Source organism: Kocuria sp. WRN011 (genome assembly GCF_002295155.1).
In the GTDB taxonomy this organism is placed as follows: Bacteria; Actinomycetota; Actinomycetes; order Actinomycetales; family Micrococcaceae; genus Kocuria; species Kocuria carniphila.
Genome location: NZ_NSGI01000004.1, coordinates 93394 through 110175, shown reverse-complemented (window position 1 = coordinate 110175; position 16782 = coordinate 93394). Strand labels below are relative to the sequence as shown.

The 16782-nt window shown below is 64.2% G+C and carries 14 protein-coding genes; 5 read left to right on the top strand and 9 right to left on the bottom strand.

Annotation, left to right across the window (positions count from 1 at the left end; translation table 11 throughout):
• Nucleotides 1-3: 3 nt before the first annotated feature.
• Entirely contained in the window at nt 4-897 is an 894-nt protein-coding gene (locus CKW39_RS06765; RefSeq protein ID WP_143469948.1) for a hypothetical protein, read from the bottom strand.
• 35 nt (nt 898-932) lie between these two features.
• Nucleotides 933-2825, bottom strand: a complete 1893-nt coding sequence (locus CKW39_RS06760) for a hypothetical protein (RefSeq protein WP_143469947.1) — start codon at nt 2823-2825, stop codon at nt 933-935.
• Nucleotides 2826-3127: 302 nt separating this feature from the next.
• On the opposite strand from CKW39_RS06760, the gene CKW39_RS06755 reads away from it, so the two are divergent.
• Nucleotides 3128-3922 carry a DUF4190 domain-containing protein gene (locus CKW39_RS06755; protein WP_095797382.1) on the top strand — a complete coding sequence of 265 codons (795 nt, stop codon included), beginning with the start codon at nt 3128-3130 and terminating at the stop codon, nt 3920-3922.
• A 125-nt stretch (nt 3923-4047) separates the two neighbouring features.
• Here CKW39_RS06755 and hisN read toward each other — a convergent pair whose 3' ends face one another.
• The 4 genes from hisN to CKW39_RS06735 are packed head-to-tail and all read right to left on the bottom strand — an operon-like array spanning nt 4048 to nt 7881.
• On the bottom strand, nt 4048-4851 hold the full coding sequence (gene hisN / locus CKW39_RS06750; protein ID WP_095797381.1) for a histidinol-phosphatase: 804 nt from the start codon (nt 4849-4851) through the stop codon (nt 4048-4050).
• A gap of 5 nt (nt 4852-4856) precedes the next feature.
• A complete protein-coding gene (gene rsgA / locus CKW39_RS06745) occupies nt 4857-5987 on the bottom strand; it encodes a ribosome small subunit-dependent GTPase A (RefSeq protein ID WP_095797380.1) in 1131 nt (376 codons plus the stop codon).
• Entirely contained in the window at nt 5977-7329 is a 1353-nt protein-coding gene (gene aroA, locus CKW39_RS06740) for a 3-phosphoshikimate 1-carboxyvinyltransferase (RefSeq protein WP_095797379.1), read from the bottom strand. The genes rsgA and aroA overlap by 11 nt, the downstream gene beginning before the upstream one ends.
• Nucleotides 7330-7344: 15 nt before the next feature.
• Nucleotides 7345-7881 (bottom strand): DoxX family membrane protein, encoded by a 537-nt coding sequence (locus tag CKW39_RS06735; RefSeq protein WP_095797378.1) that lies wholly within the window; start codon nt 7879-7881, stop codon nt 7345-7347.
• Between the two features lie 218 nt (nt 7882-8099).
• Here CKW39_RS06735 and CKW39_RS06730 point away from each other — a divergent pair, with 218 nt between their 5' ends.
• Together CKW39_RS06730 and rsrA are read left to right on the top strand one after the other, a co-directional pair.
• A complete protein-coding gene (locus tag CKW39_RS06730) occupies nt 8100-8774 on the top strand; it encodes a sigma-70 family RNA polymerase sigma factor (RefSeq protein WP_173674292.1) in 675 nt (224 codons plus the stop codon).
• 4 nt (nt 8775-8778) lie between these two features.
• Nucleotides 8779-9045 carry a mycothiol system anti-sigma-R factor gene (rsrA, locus tag CKW39_RS06725; RefSeq protein WP_095797376.1) on the top strand — a complete coding sequence of 89 codons (267 nt, stop codon included), beginning with the start codon at nt 8779-8781 and terminating at the stop codon, nt 9043-9045.
• 79 nt (nt 9046-9124) lie between these two features.
• Here rsrA and CKW39_RS15935 read toward each other — a convergent pair whose 3' ends face one another.
• The 3 genes from CKW39_RS15935 to CKW39_RS06715 all read right to left on the bottom strand — a co-directional run bounded on the left by CKW39_RS15935 (nt 9125) and on the right by CKW39_RS06715 (nt 13931).
• Entirely contained in the window at nt 9125-9199 is a 75-nt protein-coding gene (locus CKW39_RS15935) for a 50S ribosomal protein bL37 (protein ID WP_371514661.1), read from the bottom strand.
• Between the two features lie 106 nt (nt 9200-9305).
• Nucleotides 9306-9905 (bottom strand): GDSL-type esterase/lipase family protein, encoded by a 600-nt coding sequence (locus tag CKW39_RS06720; protein WP_016998288.1) that lies wholly within the window; start codon nt 9903-9905, stop codon nt 9306-9308.
• Nucleotides 9906-10022: 117 nt separating this feature from the next.
• Entirely contained in the window at nt 10023-13931 is a 3909-nt protein-coding gene (locus tag CKW39_RS06715) for a multifunctional oxoglutarate decarboxylase/oxoglutarate dehydrogenase thiamine pyrophosphate-binding subunit/dihydrolipoyllysine-residue succinyltransferase subunit (protein WP_095797375.1), read from the bottom strand.
• Nucleotides 13932-14208: 277 nt separating this feature from the next.
• Between CKW39_RS06715 and CKW39_RS06710 the strand changes: the two genes are divergently transcribed.
• Complete coding sequence (locus CKW39_RS06710) at nt 14209-15666, top strand: GuaB1 family IMP dehydrogenase-related protein (RefSeq protein WP_095797374.1); 1458 nt, start codon at nt 14209-14211, stop codon at nt 15664-15666.
• Between the two features lie 131 nt (nt 15667-15797).
• Entirely contained in the window at nt 15798-16781 is a 984-nt protein-coding gene (locus CKW39_RS06705; protein WP_095797373.1) for a metal ABC transporter solute-binding protein, Zn/Mn family, read from the top strand.
• Nucleotide 16782 lies beyond the last annotated feature (1 nt).

Sequence of the window (16782 nt, the reverse complement as noted above, 5' to 3'; positions counted from 1 at the left end):
CGCCTAGCTGAGTGCGACGATTGCGGGACCGCCCGGGGACCAGACCAGGTCACCGTGATTGAGATCCACGCGGTAGGGGAGGTCGGGTGCGGCGGCCGCAGCGACGTCGTCGACGGCCTGGTACATGCGCTCGCGTTCGTCGAGGCTCGCGTAGCGGCCGTGCGCCCCGATGATCTGGGCGGGATGTTCCGAGGAGGTGCGGAAGCGTTCGATCAGGACGATCCGATGCTCCGGCGAACGAGCCGTTGTACCGTCCACCGAACCGATGAGGTGTGCCTCCAGGGCACGGGGGACGTACTCGTTCCGAGTGACCACAACGTTTCGGGTGCCAGTTCCCTGCGTGAGGGGGACGGAGGCAATGTCCAAGACCGCGGCGATAGGGAGCTCGGGGTGACGGTCCAGGAGTGTCCGCATGGCTTGGCTCGTGTCTTCCAGAACGGGGCCTGCGTCAATGTCCCGAGCAACGTTGAGGATGAAGTGCGTATGGGCGTCATCGCCCGCGTGAAGGACACTGACCAACCACACGCTGGACACGTGTCCTTCCTTGATGTTCCACAGCTCGGCGCTGTCGAGGTCATCCTCGCTCCAATCGGCGGCCCACAGCGAGCGCAGACTGCGGGCGGCGCACGCCACGGATTGCGAGAAACTGAGCACGCCGTGCTGTTCCGCCAGATACCTCAGGACGCGCAGCTCTCCGTCGTCATCGGATGCGGTCGGCTGGTCCAGCACGTGGGCGTACCGGTGCCACCATTGAAGGCTGTCCGGCCGGTTCTTCAGTTCGTCGCGCAGGCCGTAACTGATCACGCCGTGGAAGGGTCGTTTGCGGAATTTAACGGCGATTCTTGACTCTGATTCGGTATCGAGAACCGAGCGATCTGGGCCGCACCGGATATCCATGATGATCACCTTCTCCTCGGATCAATCCCGCCGTTTCACGAACTCTGCTCGCCCTCGGGACCGAAGAGTCGGCCCTCCTGAGTCGGTGACAGCCAGACCTCCCGGGCGGACTGTGGGGTGTGGTTGGCGCCCGTGAGGGCGGATCGCAGCTCGAGCGCTTGTTGTTCGTCCAGGTCCAACACTTCTCGCAGCCCCGTCAACGGCATGTCGAGCAGGTCGGCCACGGTCACGGAGGATCGCAGGTCCTTGAACCGGCGACGGACCGCAGCGGGGAGCTCTGTGACAGAGTCGATCGAGGCGTGCTGTGCCTCCGGCACGTAATGAACGAACGCCTTGGCCGCGAAATCCGTTTGGGACAGGGACACGGGTCTGGACAGCCGGTGTTCCGGGTCGATGGTGCTTCGGCGGATGCCTTCTTGGACCGCGTTGTGAAGTGACTGCGCACCCTTCACCCCCGGCCGCTCGATCACAGTGATGTTGGGTAGGTTCCGTTCGTACACCACTCCGTCGACCTCACGGACGGCGTCTTTCAGACGATCATTTCCGCAACAGACCAGTGAGCGGGCCGTCATGAACAGGGTGTCGGTGCTTTTTTCGACCTGCTCGGTTTTCACCAGGGTGATGTCCACGGTGAAGGGGTACGTAATGGACTCTTCCCGGTCCTCCGAGTCCAGAACGTAATTGGCGTATCCCGAATGAACTTTTCCAGACACTTTCACAAAGTCGTTCCGACGGTCACTGATGTGTGGGTGCTCATCGACCAGGTTGGGCTTGTCGTGGTTGTAAGTAATTCTGTAACCCGGGCTGGACAACACCGCGTCCTTGATCGTGTAGCCCTGACCCGGGTAGAAATCTTGGACCCGCCAGAACCTGTCCGCCTGGTCGTACACGGTGGTTTCGTCGTCGTCACCCTTGGGCTTAGCGTTGTATGAATCCGACCAGGAGGCGTGAATTTCACTCCCGGCAATCTCGCGAGCCTCGGTTCGGGGCACCTTACCGATGTGTCCGGTCTCCAAATAGGCCTCGATACAGAACTCCTCAGTGTCGGAGGGCCGGGCGACCACCAGGAAGAACTCCTGAATACCCTCAATATTGCGCAGCCCGTTGACAAAGGTGTGTTCGGTGTCCAGCGTGTTGGGGCGGGGCAACATGAAGAACAGTGCCCGGTTGGTCCCCAGGTGATAGCTGTCCAGCTGGTCATACAGCTGGGACAGCTGAGTGGTGAAGGAGAACGTCTCGCGTTTTTCCTGCCCGGCATCCGTGGAGCGTGAGGACATGGTTTCATCCGCGTTCAATCGTTTGGTGCCCCACTGGCCATTAGGAGCCGTGTAACTGAAGCCGCCACCGGTGCCGGCGAATGAGGCCTGCGCACTCACACCGCCGCCGCCCATATCAATATCGTAGGTTTCCAGGGACTGAGTAGTGCCGGCAGATTTGGTCAGGTTGAGCGACTCGATGGACCGGGACTGGCGCTCGTTGGTTTCCGAGGCCATCTGATACAGCTCGCGCTTCTTGGGCTCGAAATCCATGAAATACGGGTACTGCCGCAACGGGGCCCTGATGACCTGCGGAACGACCGAAACCTCCAGCACCGCACCGAAGCACGCGTAATACTGCTCCAGCGTGTTCAGATAATCCGTAATTCCCGGGGAACCACGCCACGAACTCAGCAGCCCCCGCCTCTTGAGACCTATTTCCGTGGGGTTTTCCTGATACCCGGTGATACTGCAGACCACTTTCAGATAACTGATGATCACACCGGGATAGTTCTGATATTCCTCGGGCGGCTCGTAATCGAAGATGGCCAAGGAGGAGCGCCATCTGTAGGGCGCCTCGGAGTCCCCGGTTCTCCGGTCGATCATGTCGTCACTGACGCAGCGGCGGCTCCACGGAATGTCTAGTGGCCGACGTAAATTGAAGGTGGACATGGCGAACAGCTTTCCGCCAACCGGGCATCCCCGGCCCCATGGCCAAGTGCCCCCACATGTATGTCCGGTTGCCTATAGCGCGAATTGTCCGCTCACTCATTCAGCAAGTCAACGAACATGAACACGTCCGTTTCTTATCCCTCGGATACTTATCGGTATTCGCCAATCGTGCGGGTCGCTTCTCCGAATTCCACAGTGACCGCGGCTGTCCGCGTAAATCACCGCGAGGGTATGGCACCCTGTGGAAGACTTGGCCACAGATCCCACGAACAGCCAGCACGACAGACAGGTAGGTGCATCCCATGAGCGATCGTCCCAACGAGCCGCAGTCCGGTTCTTCCTCCGCTTCCGGACACACCTCGTGCAACAACCAGCCCGAGTACGGTCAGCGCGTGGAGGGCAACGACCAGGCCTTCGGTCAGAACGCCTACGACCGGTCGCAGCAGAACTACGGTTCGCAGCAGCCCGAGTACGGCCAGTACGGCGACTCCCAGGCCAACGGTCAGCAGTACGGTAACGACCAGTACGGCAACCAGGGCTACGGCAACCAGTCCCAGTACGGTGACCAGCAGTACGGCAATGACCAGTACGGCAATCAGGGCCAGCAGGGTTACGGCAACCAGGGCTACGGTAACGATCAGTACGGCAACCAGGCGTACGGCCCGGGCGGGGCGAACAACCCCACGTACTACCAGAACGACTACAACCAGCAGGGCTACGGCAACCAGGACTACTACGGCAACGGCAAGCCCGCCGGTAACGGCCTGGGCATCGCGTCGCTCGTGCTGGGCATCATCGGCATCCTGACCTTCTGGTTCTTCGGTGTGGGTGGCCTCATCGGCCTGGTGGGTCTGATCCTCGGCATCGTGGGCTTGTCCAAGCTGCGCAAGACCCCGGGAGCCTCCAAGGCGCTGCCGATCGTGGGCATCGTGCTCTCGATCCTGGCGATCATCGGTGGCATTCTTATGGCGGCCCTGTTCTTCTGGGCCTTCGACATGATCAGTGAGTGCATGCCGTTGATCGAGTCCGGTTCCCAAACCGCTTACGAGCAGTGCGTGAACGACGCAGTCAACCAGAACATGGGTATCGACAGCTAACGCACCTTTTCCAGCATCGTGCCCCGGCACGGTCGACGACGCCGCTCCACGGGGCGGTCTCGGCCGTCCGGGGCACGAGTTGGCTAAGGGCGGGCTATGAGACTAGGTGCTAGTAAGGCTTGGTCCTAGGAACTCTCGCGCGTGCCCAGGATGTCCAGAGCGGCGTCGTGAAGCACGCCGTTGCTCGCGATCGCGTTGGCCCCGAACGGGCCGTCCTGGCCCTTGAGCGAGGTGAAGCGACCGCCGGCCTCGGTCACGATGGGCACCAGGGCGGCCATGTCGTAGAGGTTGAGCTCGGGTTCGCACGCGATGTCCACCGCGCCCTCGGCCACCAGGCAGTAGGACCAGAAGTCACCGTAGGCGCGCGTGCGCCACACGGAATCGGTCAGCTCGATGAATTGGTCGCGCACGCCCAGGTCCCGCCACCCGGTCAGCGACGAGTAGGACAGCGAGGCGTCCGAGAGTTGGTTCACGGAAGACACCGACAGCCGCGTCGCCTGCGACAACGAGCGACCCGTGAACGCACCCGAACCCAGGGCAGCCCACCAACGACGGTTGAGCGCAGGAGCGGAGACCACACCAGCCACGACCCGGTCGTCCTCGACCAGGCCGATGAGCGTGGCCCACACGGGCACACCACGGACAAAGTTCTTGGTGCCGTCAATCGGGTCGATCACCCATTTGCGGGAGCCGGAACCGGTGGTGCCGAACTCCTCGCCGATCACGGCATCACGATTGCGGACTCGGCCCAGCTGCGAACGGATCACCGATTCGGCCTCGCGATCCGCGTCCGTGACGGGGGTGAGATCCGGTTTGGTCTCCACGTGAAGGTCCTGGGCCTTGAACCGACGCATGGTCAGCCCGTCCACAGAATCGGCCAGAATGTGCGCGAGACGGAGATCCTCCGTGTAACTGCTGGGTGGTCGCATGAACTCTACGTTATCGCCTGTCCTAGGTGCTTTTCGTCGGCGCCCGCCTGTGTTTCCCCGCGCGATGCCGCCAGCAGCCTGCGCAGCGACTCGAGCCTGAGCGGGGCTGCCGGGGAAGCTTCGGGCCGCTGGACCCACTCGTCCAGCGCGCAGCCGGGGGAGTCCTGGGTATGCAGGCAGCCGCGCGGGCAGTCCGCAGTCGCTGGCACGAGGTCGGTGAACGAGTTGAGAAGTTCTTCCTCGCTCACGTGGGCCAAGCCCAGCGAACGGATGCCCGGGGTGTCGATGACCCACGTGCCGGGGGAGGTGTCCGGCATGCGGAGGGCCCGGGCGGAGGATGACGTGTGGCGGCCACGACCCGTGACGTCGTTGACGCCACCGGTTGCCCGCTCCGAGCCCGTGAGCGCGTTGACCAGTGTGGATTTTCCCACACCGGACGGCCCCAGGAACACGCTGATGTGCCCGTCCAAGATGGTGCGGAGTCGCTCGATGGAGGCCTGGGAAATCGCCAGGGATTCCTCGTGTACGCCCGCGGCGGGTCGGCCGCCCAAGGCGTCCGTCGGTTCGGTCGAGACGGTTTGGACATCCAGCGCCGCCACGTAGGTGAGGAACTCGGCCGGGTCCTTCAAATCGGTCTTGGTCATGCAGATGACGGGGGTGATGCCCGCGTCCGACGCCGCCGCGAGACCACGATCCACAAAGCCCGTGCGCGGGGTGGGGGACTCGGTGGCCAGGACCAGAACGAGCCGGTCCGCGTTGGCCACGATCACCCGCTCGACCGGATCCGTGTCGTCCGCGCTGCGCCGCAGGATGGTGGCCCGAGGTTCGATGCGCACAATGCGCGCGAGGGTATCCGGGTCGCCGCTGACGTCGCCGACGACGCCCACTTGGTCACCGGGGACGATCGGCTTGCGGCGCAGTTCTTTGGCGCGGATGCACACCACGGTGCGCTGATCATGGCTCTGCTCGTTGACCACGCACGTGTACCGGCCACGGTCCACGGCGATCACGCGAGCGATCACGGCGTCCTCGTGGGTGGGGCGCTGCTTGGTGCGTGGACGGGAGCCCTTCTTATTGGCTCGCACCCGGACGTCGGACTCGTCCCACTGCCGCTGTGCGCTGGAATTACGCGTCATGGCTGACCAGAGTGGTCCACATCTGGGGGAAATCGGGCAGCGTCTTGGACGTGGTCCCGATGTTCTCCACGCTCACGTCAGGTATCCGCAGACCGATGATGGCGCCCGCGGTGGCCATGCGGTGATCCTCGTAGCTGTGGAACACCCCGCCATGCAGGGGAGCGGGAGTGATGATCAGGCCGTCCTCGGTCTCTTCCGCGTTGCCACCCAACCGGTTGATCTCGGTGGTCAGAGCGGCGAGGCGATCGGTTTCGTGTCCTCGCAGGTGCGCAATCCCGCGCAACTGCGACGGGCCGGTAGCCAAAGCACACATGGCCGCCACGGTGGGAGCGAGCTCACCGGCCTCGGACAGATCCAGGTCAACACCGTTGAGCTGCGCCGGACCGGTTGCGGTCAGCACACCGTCTATCAGGTCAACGGAGCCGCCGAACTGCGGCAGGATGCTCCGCCAGTGATCGCCACCCTGGGTGGTGTGGGAGGGCCAATCCGGGATGCTCACGGTGCCGCCGGTGACCATGGCAGCGGCCAGGAACGGTCCGGCATTGGAGAGGTCAGGCTCCACGGTGACGTCCAGACCGGGCACGGCGGTGGGTTCCACCCGCCACTCGGTATCGCTGACGCGTGTGGCGTTGACACCGGCCTCGCGGAGCACCTCGACGGTCATGGCCACGTGGGGCAGGGACGGTACGCCGGCGGTGTCGGACTCGTGTTTGAGCACGAGAGGGGCGTCGAAACGCACGGCGGACAGCAAGAGCGCGGAGACGAACTGGGAGGAACCGCTCGCGTCGATGGTCACGGTGCCGCCGGCCACGCGGCCGGTTCCGGAGACGGTGAGCGGCAGGGTGCCGCGGCCGTCGTCCTCGACCGTGACGCCCAGGTCGCGCAAGCCTTGGATCACGGGACCCATGGGGCGGACGCGAGCGTGCGGATCGCCGTCGAACTGGGTGTCCGCATTGAGGAGCGCGGCCACGGGCGGGACGAACCGCATGACCGTGCCGGCCAAACCGCAGTCGATGTGACGGGGTTCGGGGCGGTGAACGTCAGCGGTGGGACCCGAAGGAATGGGGGTAATGGCGAGATCCGAACCGAAGGGGCCGGATACGCCGGTCGGCTCGATCACCGCGCCCAATTGCTGCAGCGCGGCGATCATGAGCTCGCTGTCACGTGAATACAACGGCTTGTGCACCACCGAAGGTTCGGAAGCCAAGGCCGCCAGGACCAGATATCGATTGGTCAGCGATTTGGAACCGGGAATGGCCACGGTTCCGCTCACCGGGCGATCACCCGTGAAGGGCGCGGCCCACTGGGACTCGGGGTGCGACAAGCCGTTGTCTGTATTCACAGTGTGGTTGACCCCTTAGTGGCTGACGGCGTCCTGGACGGCCTTCTCGGCCTGGGCGAACTTCTTCTTGGTGTCCTTGGAGACCTTGGCGGCGTTCTTACGAACATCGTCCGCGAGGTGGCTGGCGCGCCACGCGAGGGAGGGGTTGCCCGAGGTGTCAACGGACGCGATCATCACGGCACCGACCAACGAGAGGTTCTTGAACACGTTGTTGCGGCGGTTGGATTTGGCCTCCTTGGTGGAGGTGTCCGCGGACTGGTACTGCACGTAGGTGTTGATGGCGGTGGTGCCCAACAGCACGGACGCGGAAAGACGGGGGAGCTTGCTCAGCGCGAGAGCGGAAGCGGCCAACACCTGTGCGGCGGCAATGCCCTGGGCCACCTGGGCGCGGTTGGCGGTCACGGGACGGACCTGCGGCAACACCTGCTCCACCTGCTTCAGGACCGGGTCCAGCTTCTCGGCTGCGGCCGAGGAATTACGGAATGCTTCGACACCGCCGGCAACGTAACCGGTGGCGAGCAGGGGACGGGCGAGACGACGAACGATGCTCATGGTTCCTCCTTTTGGTCCCGGCATTTCCGGGAGGGCACGTCTTTCATCCTAACGGGGTGCCACTGTGCGGCGCACGGGAATAGGGCGATGGGTCCACCGTGTTATTCACCAATAGACAGCAAGCGCCACACGCGTGGCTCATCATCGGCACGACAACGCGACCCACGGAAGGCAGGCAGCGCATGATCATGACCGCCCCGACCGTAGACTGGGCCGTGATGAACGATCATGATGAGCTCGAGCAGCAGGCCACTACCGACACGGTGGACGTCAGCGAGGAAACCACACAGCAGCGCCGCGAACGATTCGAACGCGACGCCATGCAGTACGTGGATCAGCTGTACGCCGCCGCGCTGCGGATGGCCCGCAATCCCGCCGATGCCGAGGACCTGGTCCAGGAGGCCTACACCAAGGCCTTCTCCGCGTTCCACCAGTACAAGCCGGGGACCAACCTCAAGGCATGGCTGTACCGGATCCTGACCAATACCTACATCAACCTGTATCGCAAACGGCAGCGCGAACCGCGCCAGGCCAACACGGACACGGTGGAGGATTGGCAGTTGCACCGGGCGGAATCCCACACGTCCAAGGGGCTGCGATCGGCCGAGGCCGAGGCCCTGGACCACCTGCCGGATTCGGACGTGAAGCGAGCGCTGCAAGAACTTCCCGAAGAGTTCCGACTCGCCGTGTACTTCTCCGATGTAGAGGGTTTCGCCTACAAGGAGATCTCCGAGATCATGGACACGCCCATCGGCACCGTGATGTCGCGACTGCACCGAGGCCGCAAGCTGCTCCGGGAAAAACTGGCCGACTACGCCACCGAGCGGGGTTTCGACACCTCCAAGGGGACCAAGAAGTCCAAGGGCGAGACAACATCGAAGGACCGAGGCTGAACCAATGGCTGACAACGACTGCCAGAACGGCTGCACCGACGAACGCATCCGTCGCATTTACGAATACCTTGACGGTGCGCTGACCAAGGAGGATCTCGAAGAGATCCACGCGCACCTCACGGACTGCCCCGAGTGCGAGCGCGAATACAACCTGGAGTGCGTGATCCGCACCGTGATCAAGCGATCCTGCACCGAGACTGCCCCCGCGCAGCTCAAGCAGTCGATCCTCACGCGCATCGAAGCGCAGTGCAGTGATCACCCGGCGGCCTGACCCTCACCGGCTTTTCTCGGCTTAAACAACAACGCCCGCAACCGTAATGGTTGCGGGCGTTGTTCGCACTGCACAGAACTCAGGCGTTGGGCCGCTTTCCGCGGTTCGCAGAGTTCTTGCGGCGGTCCTTGCGCTTACGTCCACGCTTGCTCATGGTGTACCTCCTGCGTTGATTCGACTGGGCACCGTCCGCCAGTATCTCACAACCTGGCGTTTACTCCGAGTTGGCCGGATTTCCACCGCCAACGGCGCTCACGGACTTATCGGGGTTCGGGCAGGTTCAGCCAGTTGTACCAGCCGCGGTGCAGCACCAGCCACGCCATCAGCCCGTAGCCGGCCTGTCCGGGGTGACCGTGGTTGGCGGCCAGGTCCTTGCGCCACTGCTCGTGGTGCTGCAGCGGGTTGAAGGTGTCCACGTAGACGTGCTGACGCCGGGTGGTTACGTCACCGAAAGCCGCCGAGAGATCGGCGATCTTGCGGTTGCGTTCTGGGTCCAACGTGGGCGGGGGACCGACCACCAGAACCTTGATGTTGTTCTGGGTCGCCTGATCCACGATGTTCGCCATGTTCAACCGGGAACGGGCCGAGGTGATGTCCAGGTCCACGTCCATGGCCGAGGGAGCGATCACCAAGCGGTTGTCGCACATGGAATCGAAACGGCGGGAGGCCTCGTCGAACCAGCGTTCGTTGAGGGACTCGCTGCCCTCACCGGGCGCCGCCAGGTTGTAGGCGTCCACGGGCACGATGTCCCGCGGGGTGCGGGCCAGCACTCGACCGAACCAGCCCAGGGCACGGGGGTCTTCCACACCGGCTAGCAGTTCGTCACCGACGGCCACAATGCGGATCCTGCGTTGGTCCACTATTCCTCTTCCTTTGCTCATAACGTGTCTCGGTGGCCACCGTAAACCACGATGGCCACCGAGGGGAAAACGTGTCCGTTGCGGCCCCGATCTCACGGGGCCGCAACGCAGTGATGATTACTCGCCGCGGTCGAAGGCCTGCTGCACCAAGGTTTCGAGTTCCTTCGCGTGGCGCTTGGCCGAACCGTTCGCCGGGGAAGCCGAGGCCGGGCGCGAAGCTAGCTTGACCGGGCGGTCCAGCTGCGGCACCAGGTTCACGGCCATGAACGGCCAGGCACCCTGGTTGGCGGGCTCGTCTTGTGCCCACATGATGCGGGCCTCGGGGTAGCGGGCCAGTTCCTTCTTGATCTCGTTCTCGGGCAGCGGGTAGAGCTGCTCGACACGAATGATCGCGGTCGAGTGGTCGTCGGACTTCTCACGCTGCGCGGCGAGATCGTAGTACAGACGACCGGACACCAGAATCACGTCAGTGACCTTGGAGTCGTCGAGGTTGGCGACGTCCGGGATGACCTGCTGGAACGTACCCTGCGTGAAGTCCTCGATGGGGGAGGCCGCTGCCTTCAGACGCAACAACTGCTTGGGCGTGGCCACGATCAACGGGCGACGCGGGCGCGAGTAGGCCTGACGGCGCAACAGATGGAAGTGGTTGGCCGGGGTGGACGGATTCACCACGGTCATGTTCCGCTCGGCGCACAGGGTGAGGAACCGCTCGATACGTGCCGAGGAGTGGTCCGGGCCCTGTCCTTCGAAGCCGTGGGGCAGGAGCAGGACCAGCGAGGAACGCTGACCCCATTTCTGTTCGGCCGAGGAGATGAACTCGTCCACGATGGTCTGCGCGCCGTTGGTGAAGTCACCGAACTGCGCCTCCCACACGGTGAGCGCCTCGGGACGCTCCACGGAGTAGCCGTACTCGAAGCCCAGCACGCCGTATTCGGAGAGCAGTGAGTTGTAGATGGACAACTTGGCCTGGTCACCGGACAGGTTGTTCAACGGTGCCCACTCGGAGCCGTTCTCGGCGTCGAAGAAGACCGCGTGACGCTGCGTGAAAGTACCGCGGCGCACGTCCTGACCGGAGAACCGGATCGGGACACCTTCCATGAGCAGCGAACCGAAGGCCATGAGCTCGCCCATGCCCCAGTCCACGCCGCCCTTCTCGGTCATCTCGTTGCGGCGGTCCAGCAGCTTCTGCAGCTTGCGGTGGGTGGTGAAACCCTCCGGGGCCTGCACGTGGGCCTCACCGATACGGCGGGCGACCTCTTCGGTGATGGCCGTGGACTTGGGGATCGAAACTCCCGTGTCCGCCTGCTGGGCCGAGGGGCGCTCGATGTTGGCGATAGCGGCGGCGTCGCCGGTGACCAGCGGGATCGTGGAGGTCTGGGCCTCGTGGGACTCAGCGAAGACCCGCTCGAGGCGCTCCTGGTAGTCCTTGAGCGCGCGATCGGCCTCTTCCTGGGTGATGTCACCGCGACCCACGAGGTTCTCGGTGTAGATCTTGCGGGTCGAGCGCTTGCCGTCGATCAGGGAGTACATCAGCGGCTGGGTCATCGAGGGATCGTCGCCCTCGTTGTGACCGCGGCGGCGGTAGCAGACCAGGTCGATCACGACGTCCTTGTGGAAGCGCTGGCGGTACTCGAAGGCCAGCTGACCCACGCGGGTCACGGCCTCGGGGTCGTCCGCGTTGACGTGGAAGATCGGGGCCTGCACGGCGCGGGCCACGTCCGTGGAGTACGTGGAGGTGCGCGCGCCGGAGGGCGAGGTGGTGAAGCCGATCTGGTTGTTGACCACCACGTGGATGGTGCCGCCCACGTTGTAGCCCTCCAGGCCGGACATCTGCATGACTTCGTACACGATGCCCTGGCCGGCCATGGCGGCGTCGCCGTGGACCTGAATGGGCAGCACGGGGAACGTGCCGTCACCCTCGGGGCCGGCACCGAGCACGTCGGTCTTGGCGCGGGCGATACCCTCGATCACGGGGTCCGCGGCTTCCAGGTGGGACGGGTTGGCGGCCAGGTAGACCTGGGTCTCGTTGCCGTTGTCGGAGGTGAAAACACCTTCCGTGCCCAGGTGGTACTTGACGTCGCCGGAACCCTCGATGGAGCGGGGATCCTGGCTGCCCTCGAATTCGCGGAAGACCTGTGCGTAGGACTTACCGGCGATGTTGGTCAGTACATTGAGGCGGCCGCGGTGGGCCATGGCGATACCCACGCCGGCCAAGGACTCGTCAGCGGCGTCGGAGATGATCGCGTCCAGCAGCGGGATCAGGGATTCGCCGCCCTCCAATGAGAAGCGCTTCTGACCCACGTACTTGGTCTGCAGGAAGGTCTCGAAGGCCTCGGCTGCGTTCAAACGACCCAGGATGCGGAACTGTTCCTCGCGGGCCGGCTTCTGGTAATCGTGCTCGAGCTTGTTCTGGAACCACTCACGCTCTTCGGGATCCTGAAGGTGCATGTACTCGATGCCCACGGTGCGGCAGTACGCGTCACGCAGTCGCCCCAGGATCACACGCAGGGTCAGCAGGTCTTGGCCACCGAAACCGCCGGTGGGCCACTCGCGCTCCAGGTCCCACAGGGAGAGTCCGTAGCTGCGGATGTCCAGGTCCGGGTGCTTGCGCATCACGTACTCGAGCGGGTTGGTGTCCGCCATCAGGTGGCCGCGCACGCGGTACGCGTGGATCAGCTGCTGAATGCGGGCAACCTTGTTGATCTGGGTCTCGGGGTTGACCTGGTTGTCCACGGCCCAGCGAACGGGCTCGTAGGGGATGCGCAGGGCCTCGAAGATGGTGTCGTAGAAGTTGTCGCCACCGAGCAGGTAGTGCTCCACGAGCTTGAGGAACTCACCCGAGCCGGCACCCTGGATCACGCGGTGATCGTAAGTGGAGGTCAGGGTGATGATCTTGGAGACACCCATGCGCGCAGTGGTGCGGGGAGAGGCGCCCTTGTACTCGGCGGGGTAGTCCAGCGCACCCACGCCCACGATGCACGCCTGACCCTTGGACAACCGCGGAACGGAGTGCACGGTGCCGATACCACCCGGGTTGGTCAAGGAGACCGTGGTGCCCTGGTAGTCCTCCATGGTCAGTTCGCCGGAACGGCCGCGCTTGACCACGTCTTCGTAGGCGGTCCAGAACTGCATGAAGGTCATGCCCTCGGCGCCCTTGATGTTGGGCACCACCAGGTTGCGGGAGCCGTCCTTGTTGGGGATGTCGATGGCAATGCCGAAGTTCACGTGGGCCGGCTGGATCGCGGCGGGCTTGCCGTCCACTTCGCCGTAGACCACGTTCTGCGACGGGTAGTTGGCCAGCGCGCGGATCACGGCGTAACCGATCAGGTGGGTGAAGGACACCTTGCCACCGCGGTTACGGGACAGGTGGCTGTTGATCACCAGGCGGTTGTCGATCAGCAGCTTGGCCGGCACCGCGCGCACGGTGGTTGCCGTGGGCACGCTCAGCGAGGCGTCCATGTTGGCGGCCACGGCCTTGGCGGGTCCGCGCAGCTTGACGACCTTGTCCTGTGCTTCGACCTCTTCCGGCTGTTCCTTGGGCTTGGGCTTGGCCGCACCCTCCGGCTGAGCGCGGATGGGACGCTTGGTGGGCGATCCTTCGTTGCCGTTGGTCTCCTGGTCCACGCCTTCCGGCTTGCCCTTGGCCTTGGAGCCTCCGGTCGTTGCCGACGGCGCTGCGGCGCGCTTGGGCTCACTGGACTCCGAGCGGGGCTTGGCTTCGGCCTTGGCCGCCGGGGCGGTCTTTTCCTGGGTCACCTTGGGCTTGTTCTCCTGTGTAGATGAAGAAGCAGCCGCCTTGGACGGGGCGGCTGCGGAAGTTTTGGTCGCAGCACCGTTCGACATGGAAGCGGCCTGCGAGGGGGAAGCGGAGTCGGAATCAGAGCCCTTGCTCATTTCCTCGAAAATGGGCCACCACTTCTTGTCCACGGAGTTCTTGTCGTCCTGGTACTTCTCGAACAGCTCGTCGACGAGCCATTCATTACCGGCGAATTCTTCGGGGATCAGGTGGTGCGGCTGCTCTGGCACGGGAGATACGCCTCTTCCATATGACGGTGTGCTCCGGTGGTTGCTCGGTAGACCACCACCGGTCGGTGGTGCCGACGGTATGTCTCTCCGCCAGCGGACGTGGTGGCCTCATTTCCCATAAGGCCGTACTAAGCCAACAGTCTAATGAGGCGAACACCACCTGGCCAGTCCATCCTGACCGCTCGGTAGGTTTCGTCGTTCGAGCGTGACGAACCCGTGACGGACCCTCCGCGGACGACCTGACGAGGCAGTTGGCGGGCCCGTAGTATGGGGTCTCGTGCGATTCCTGACGACTCCCAATACAGACCTCACCTACAACGACGTCTTCCTGGTGCCCTCCATCTCCCGTGTGACGTCCCGCTTCGATGTCGATCTCTCCCCGGCGGACGGCACCGGCTCCACCATTCCGTTGGTGGCGGCCAATATGACAGCCGTGACCGGTCGACGCATGGTTGAAACCATGGCTCGCCGCGGCGGCCTGGGCATCCTGCCCCAGGACATCCCGCTGGACGTCATCTCCAAGGTGACCGGCTGGGTCAAGGGCCGCTCGCCCCAGTACGAGACGCCGGTGGCACTGCACGAGACGGACACGGTCCATGATGCACTCGGTGTCATGCACAAGCGCCCCCACGGCGCCGTGCTCGTCACGGACGCGCGGGACCACTACCGCGGGCTGGTGCTCGCCGCCGATTGCCAGGACGTGGACCGCTTCACTCAGCTCGCGGACGTGATGCGAACCGACGGCCCGGTCTTCCAGGTCGAGGACTTCGACGGCCAGGATCGCAACACTGCGATGCGCGCCGCCTACGAGCAGCTGGCGGCCTCGCGACTCAGCGCTGCGCCCGTGCTGCGGGATCGCATGATCGAGGGGGTCCTGACACAGAAAGGCGCGGTGCGCTCCACGATCTATGAGCCCGCTCGCGACCAGCAGGGCCGGTTGCAGGTCGGTGCGGCCGTGGGAATCAACGGCGACGTGGCCGCGAAGGCCGCAGCACTGCTCGACACCGGTATCGACGTGTTGGTGGTCGACACCGCCCACGGTCATCAGATCAAGGCCATGCAGGCACTCGAAGCCGTGCGCGCCCTGGATCCGCAGGTCCCCATCGTCGCCGGCAACGTGGTCTCCGCCGACGGCGTGCGCGACCTCATCGGCGCGGGTGCGGACATCGTGAAGGTCGGTGTGGGCCCCGGAGCCATGTGCACCACGCGCATGATGACGGCGGTCGGTCGCCCGCAGTTCTCCGCGGTCGTGGAGTGCGCGGAGGCCGCCGCCGATCTCGGCAAGCACATCTGGGCCGACGGCGGCGTCAAGCACCCGCGCGACGTGGCCCTGGCGCTCGCCGCCGGCGCGAGCCAGGTGATGATCGGGTCGTGGTTCGCGGGAACCCACGAAGGACCCGGTGACCTCAACATCGATGCCGATGGGCGGGCCTATAAGGAGAGCTTCGGGATGGCTTCCGCGCGGGCGGTGCGTCACCGCACGCGTGGTGAGGACGAATTCGCTCGCGCTCGCAAGGCGTTGTTCGAAGAAGGCATCTCCAACTCCAAGATGTACCTGGACCCCCAGCGCCCCGGCGTCGAGGACCTGGTCGATCACATCACCTCCGGCGTGCGCAGCTCTATGACGTACGCCGGGGCCACGTCATTGGCGCAGTTCGCCAACCGCGCGGTCGTGGGAATCCAGTCGCAGTCCGGTTACGACGAGGGTCGCCCGCGCTCGGAATCCTGGAGCTGATTGGTTCTTCCGGAAGGGAATCCCTCGGCGGGGCTTATTGAGAATGATTAGTGATATGCTCTCCGTAGCTCACATGCAATCCATTCTCAATAAACCCCTGCTGTTGAGAATGACCCGAAGGAGATGATTCCGTGTCCGCACGCGTCCAGGGCCTGAGGGCCCGCCCGTTCGTCCGTTCCGCCGTTGCCGTATCCGCACTAAGCGCGTTGGCGCTCACCGGGTGCTCGGCAAACTCGGGCGACGCTCAGGAAGGTGACGCGGCGGCGTCGGACGGGGACAAGGTCACGGTGGTGACCTCGACCAACGTGTACTCGGATCTCGTGGAACAGGTCGCCGGCGACCACGTGGACGTCACGCCCATCATCGACTCCGCCGCGCAGGATCCGCACTCGTACGAGGCATCGCCCCAGGATCGGCTGACCATCGAGAAGGCGGACGTGGTGATCCTCAACGGCGGTGGCTACGACGCTTTCATGGAGGACATGACCACGGACTCGCAGAAGGTCATCAACGCGGTGGACGTCTCTGAGTTGGAGGGCAAGGAAGAAGCAGCCGAGGCGCACGACGAAGAAGGTCACGAAGGCCACCACCACGAACCCGGCGGTTTCAACGAGCACGTCTGGTACGACTTGGACACCATGCAGACGTTGACCGAGCGCATCGCTGAGCAGCTGGGAGAGATCGACCAGGACCGCTCGAAGGAGTTCACGGACAACGCCACAGCACTCAACGACCGGTTGTCCGGAATGAAGACCGAGCTCGAGTCGTTGAAGGCCTCGGGTGGTTACGTGGCCACCGAGCCGATGCCCGGATATCTCTTGCAGGACGCGGGTCTCCACGATGACACTCCCGCGGAATTCATGACCGCGATCGACTCGGAATCCGACGTGGCTCCCGCCGTCATGAAGGAAACCACGGACCTGGTCACGAGCGGTCACATCGACCTGTTGGCGTTCAACCAGCAGACCTCGACCGGTCAGACCGAGAAGCTGCGCGAGGACGCGGAAAAATCCGGTGTGAGTGTGGTGGAATTCTCCGAGACCCTGCCTGACGGTAAGAACTACCAGGAATGGATGCAGGACAATATCGACCGCGTCTCCCAAGCAGTGAAGTAAT

Bases quoted from the DNA above. Each gene is read 5' to 3' on its own strand.
- hisN (WP_095797381.1), bottom strand. From the start codon at position 4,851: ATGCGACCACCCAGCAGTTACACGGAGGATCTCCGTCTCGCGCACATT.
- CKW39_RS06765 (WP_143469948.1), bottom strand. From the start codon at position 897: ATGGATATCCGGTGCGGCCCAGATCGCTCGGTTCTCGATACCGAATCA.
- CKW39_RS06735 (WP_095797378.1), bottom strand. From the start codon at position 7,881: ATGAGCATCGTTCGTCGTCTCGCCCGTCCCCTGCTCGCCACCGGTTAC.
- rsrA (WP_095797376.1), top strand. From the start codon at position 8,779: ATGGCTGACAACGACTGCCAGAACGGCTGCACCGACGAACGCATCCGT.
- rsgA (WP_095797380.1), bottom strand. From the start codon at position 5,987: ATGACGCGTAATTCCAGCGCACAGCGGCAGTGGGACGAGTCCGACGTC.
- CKW39_RS06755 (WP_095797382.1), top strand. From the start codon at position 3,128: ATGAGCGATCGTCCCAACGAGCCGCAGTCCGGTTCTTCCTCCGCTTCC.
- CKW39_RS06760 (WP_143469947.1), bottom strand. From the start codon at position 2,825: ATGTCCACCTTCAATTTACGTCGGCCACTAGACATTCCGTGGAGCCGC.
- CKW39_RS06730 (WP_173674292.1), top strand. From the start codon at position 8,100: ATGAACGATCATGATGAGCTCGAGCAGCAGGCCACTACCGACACGGTG.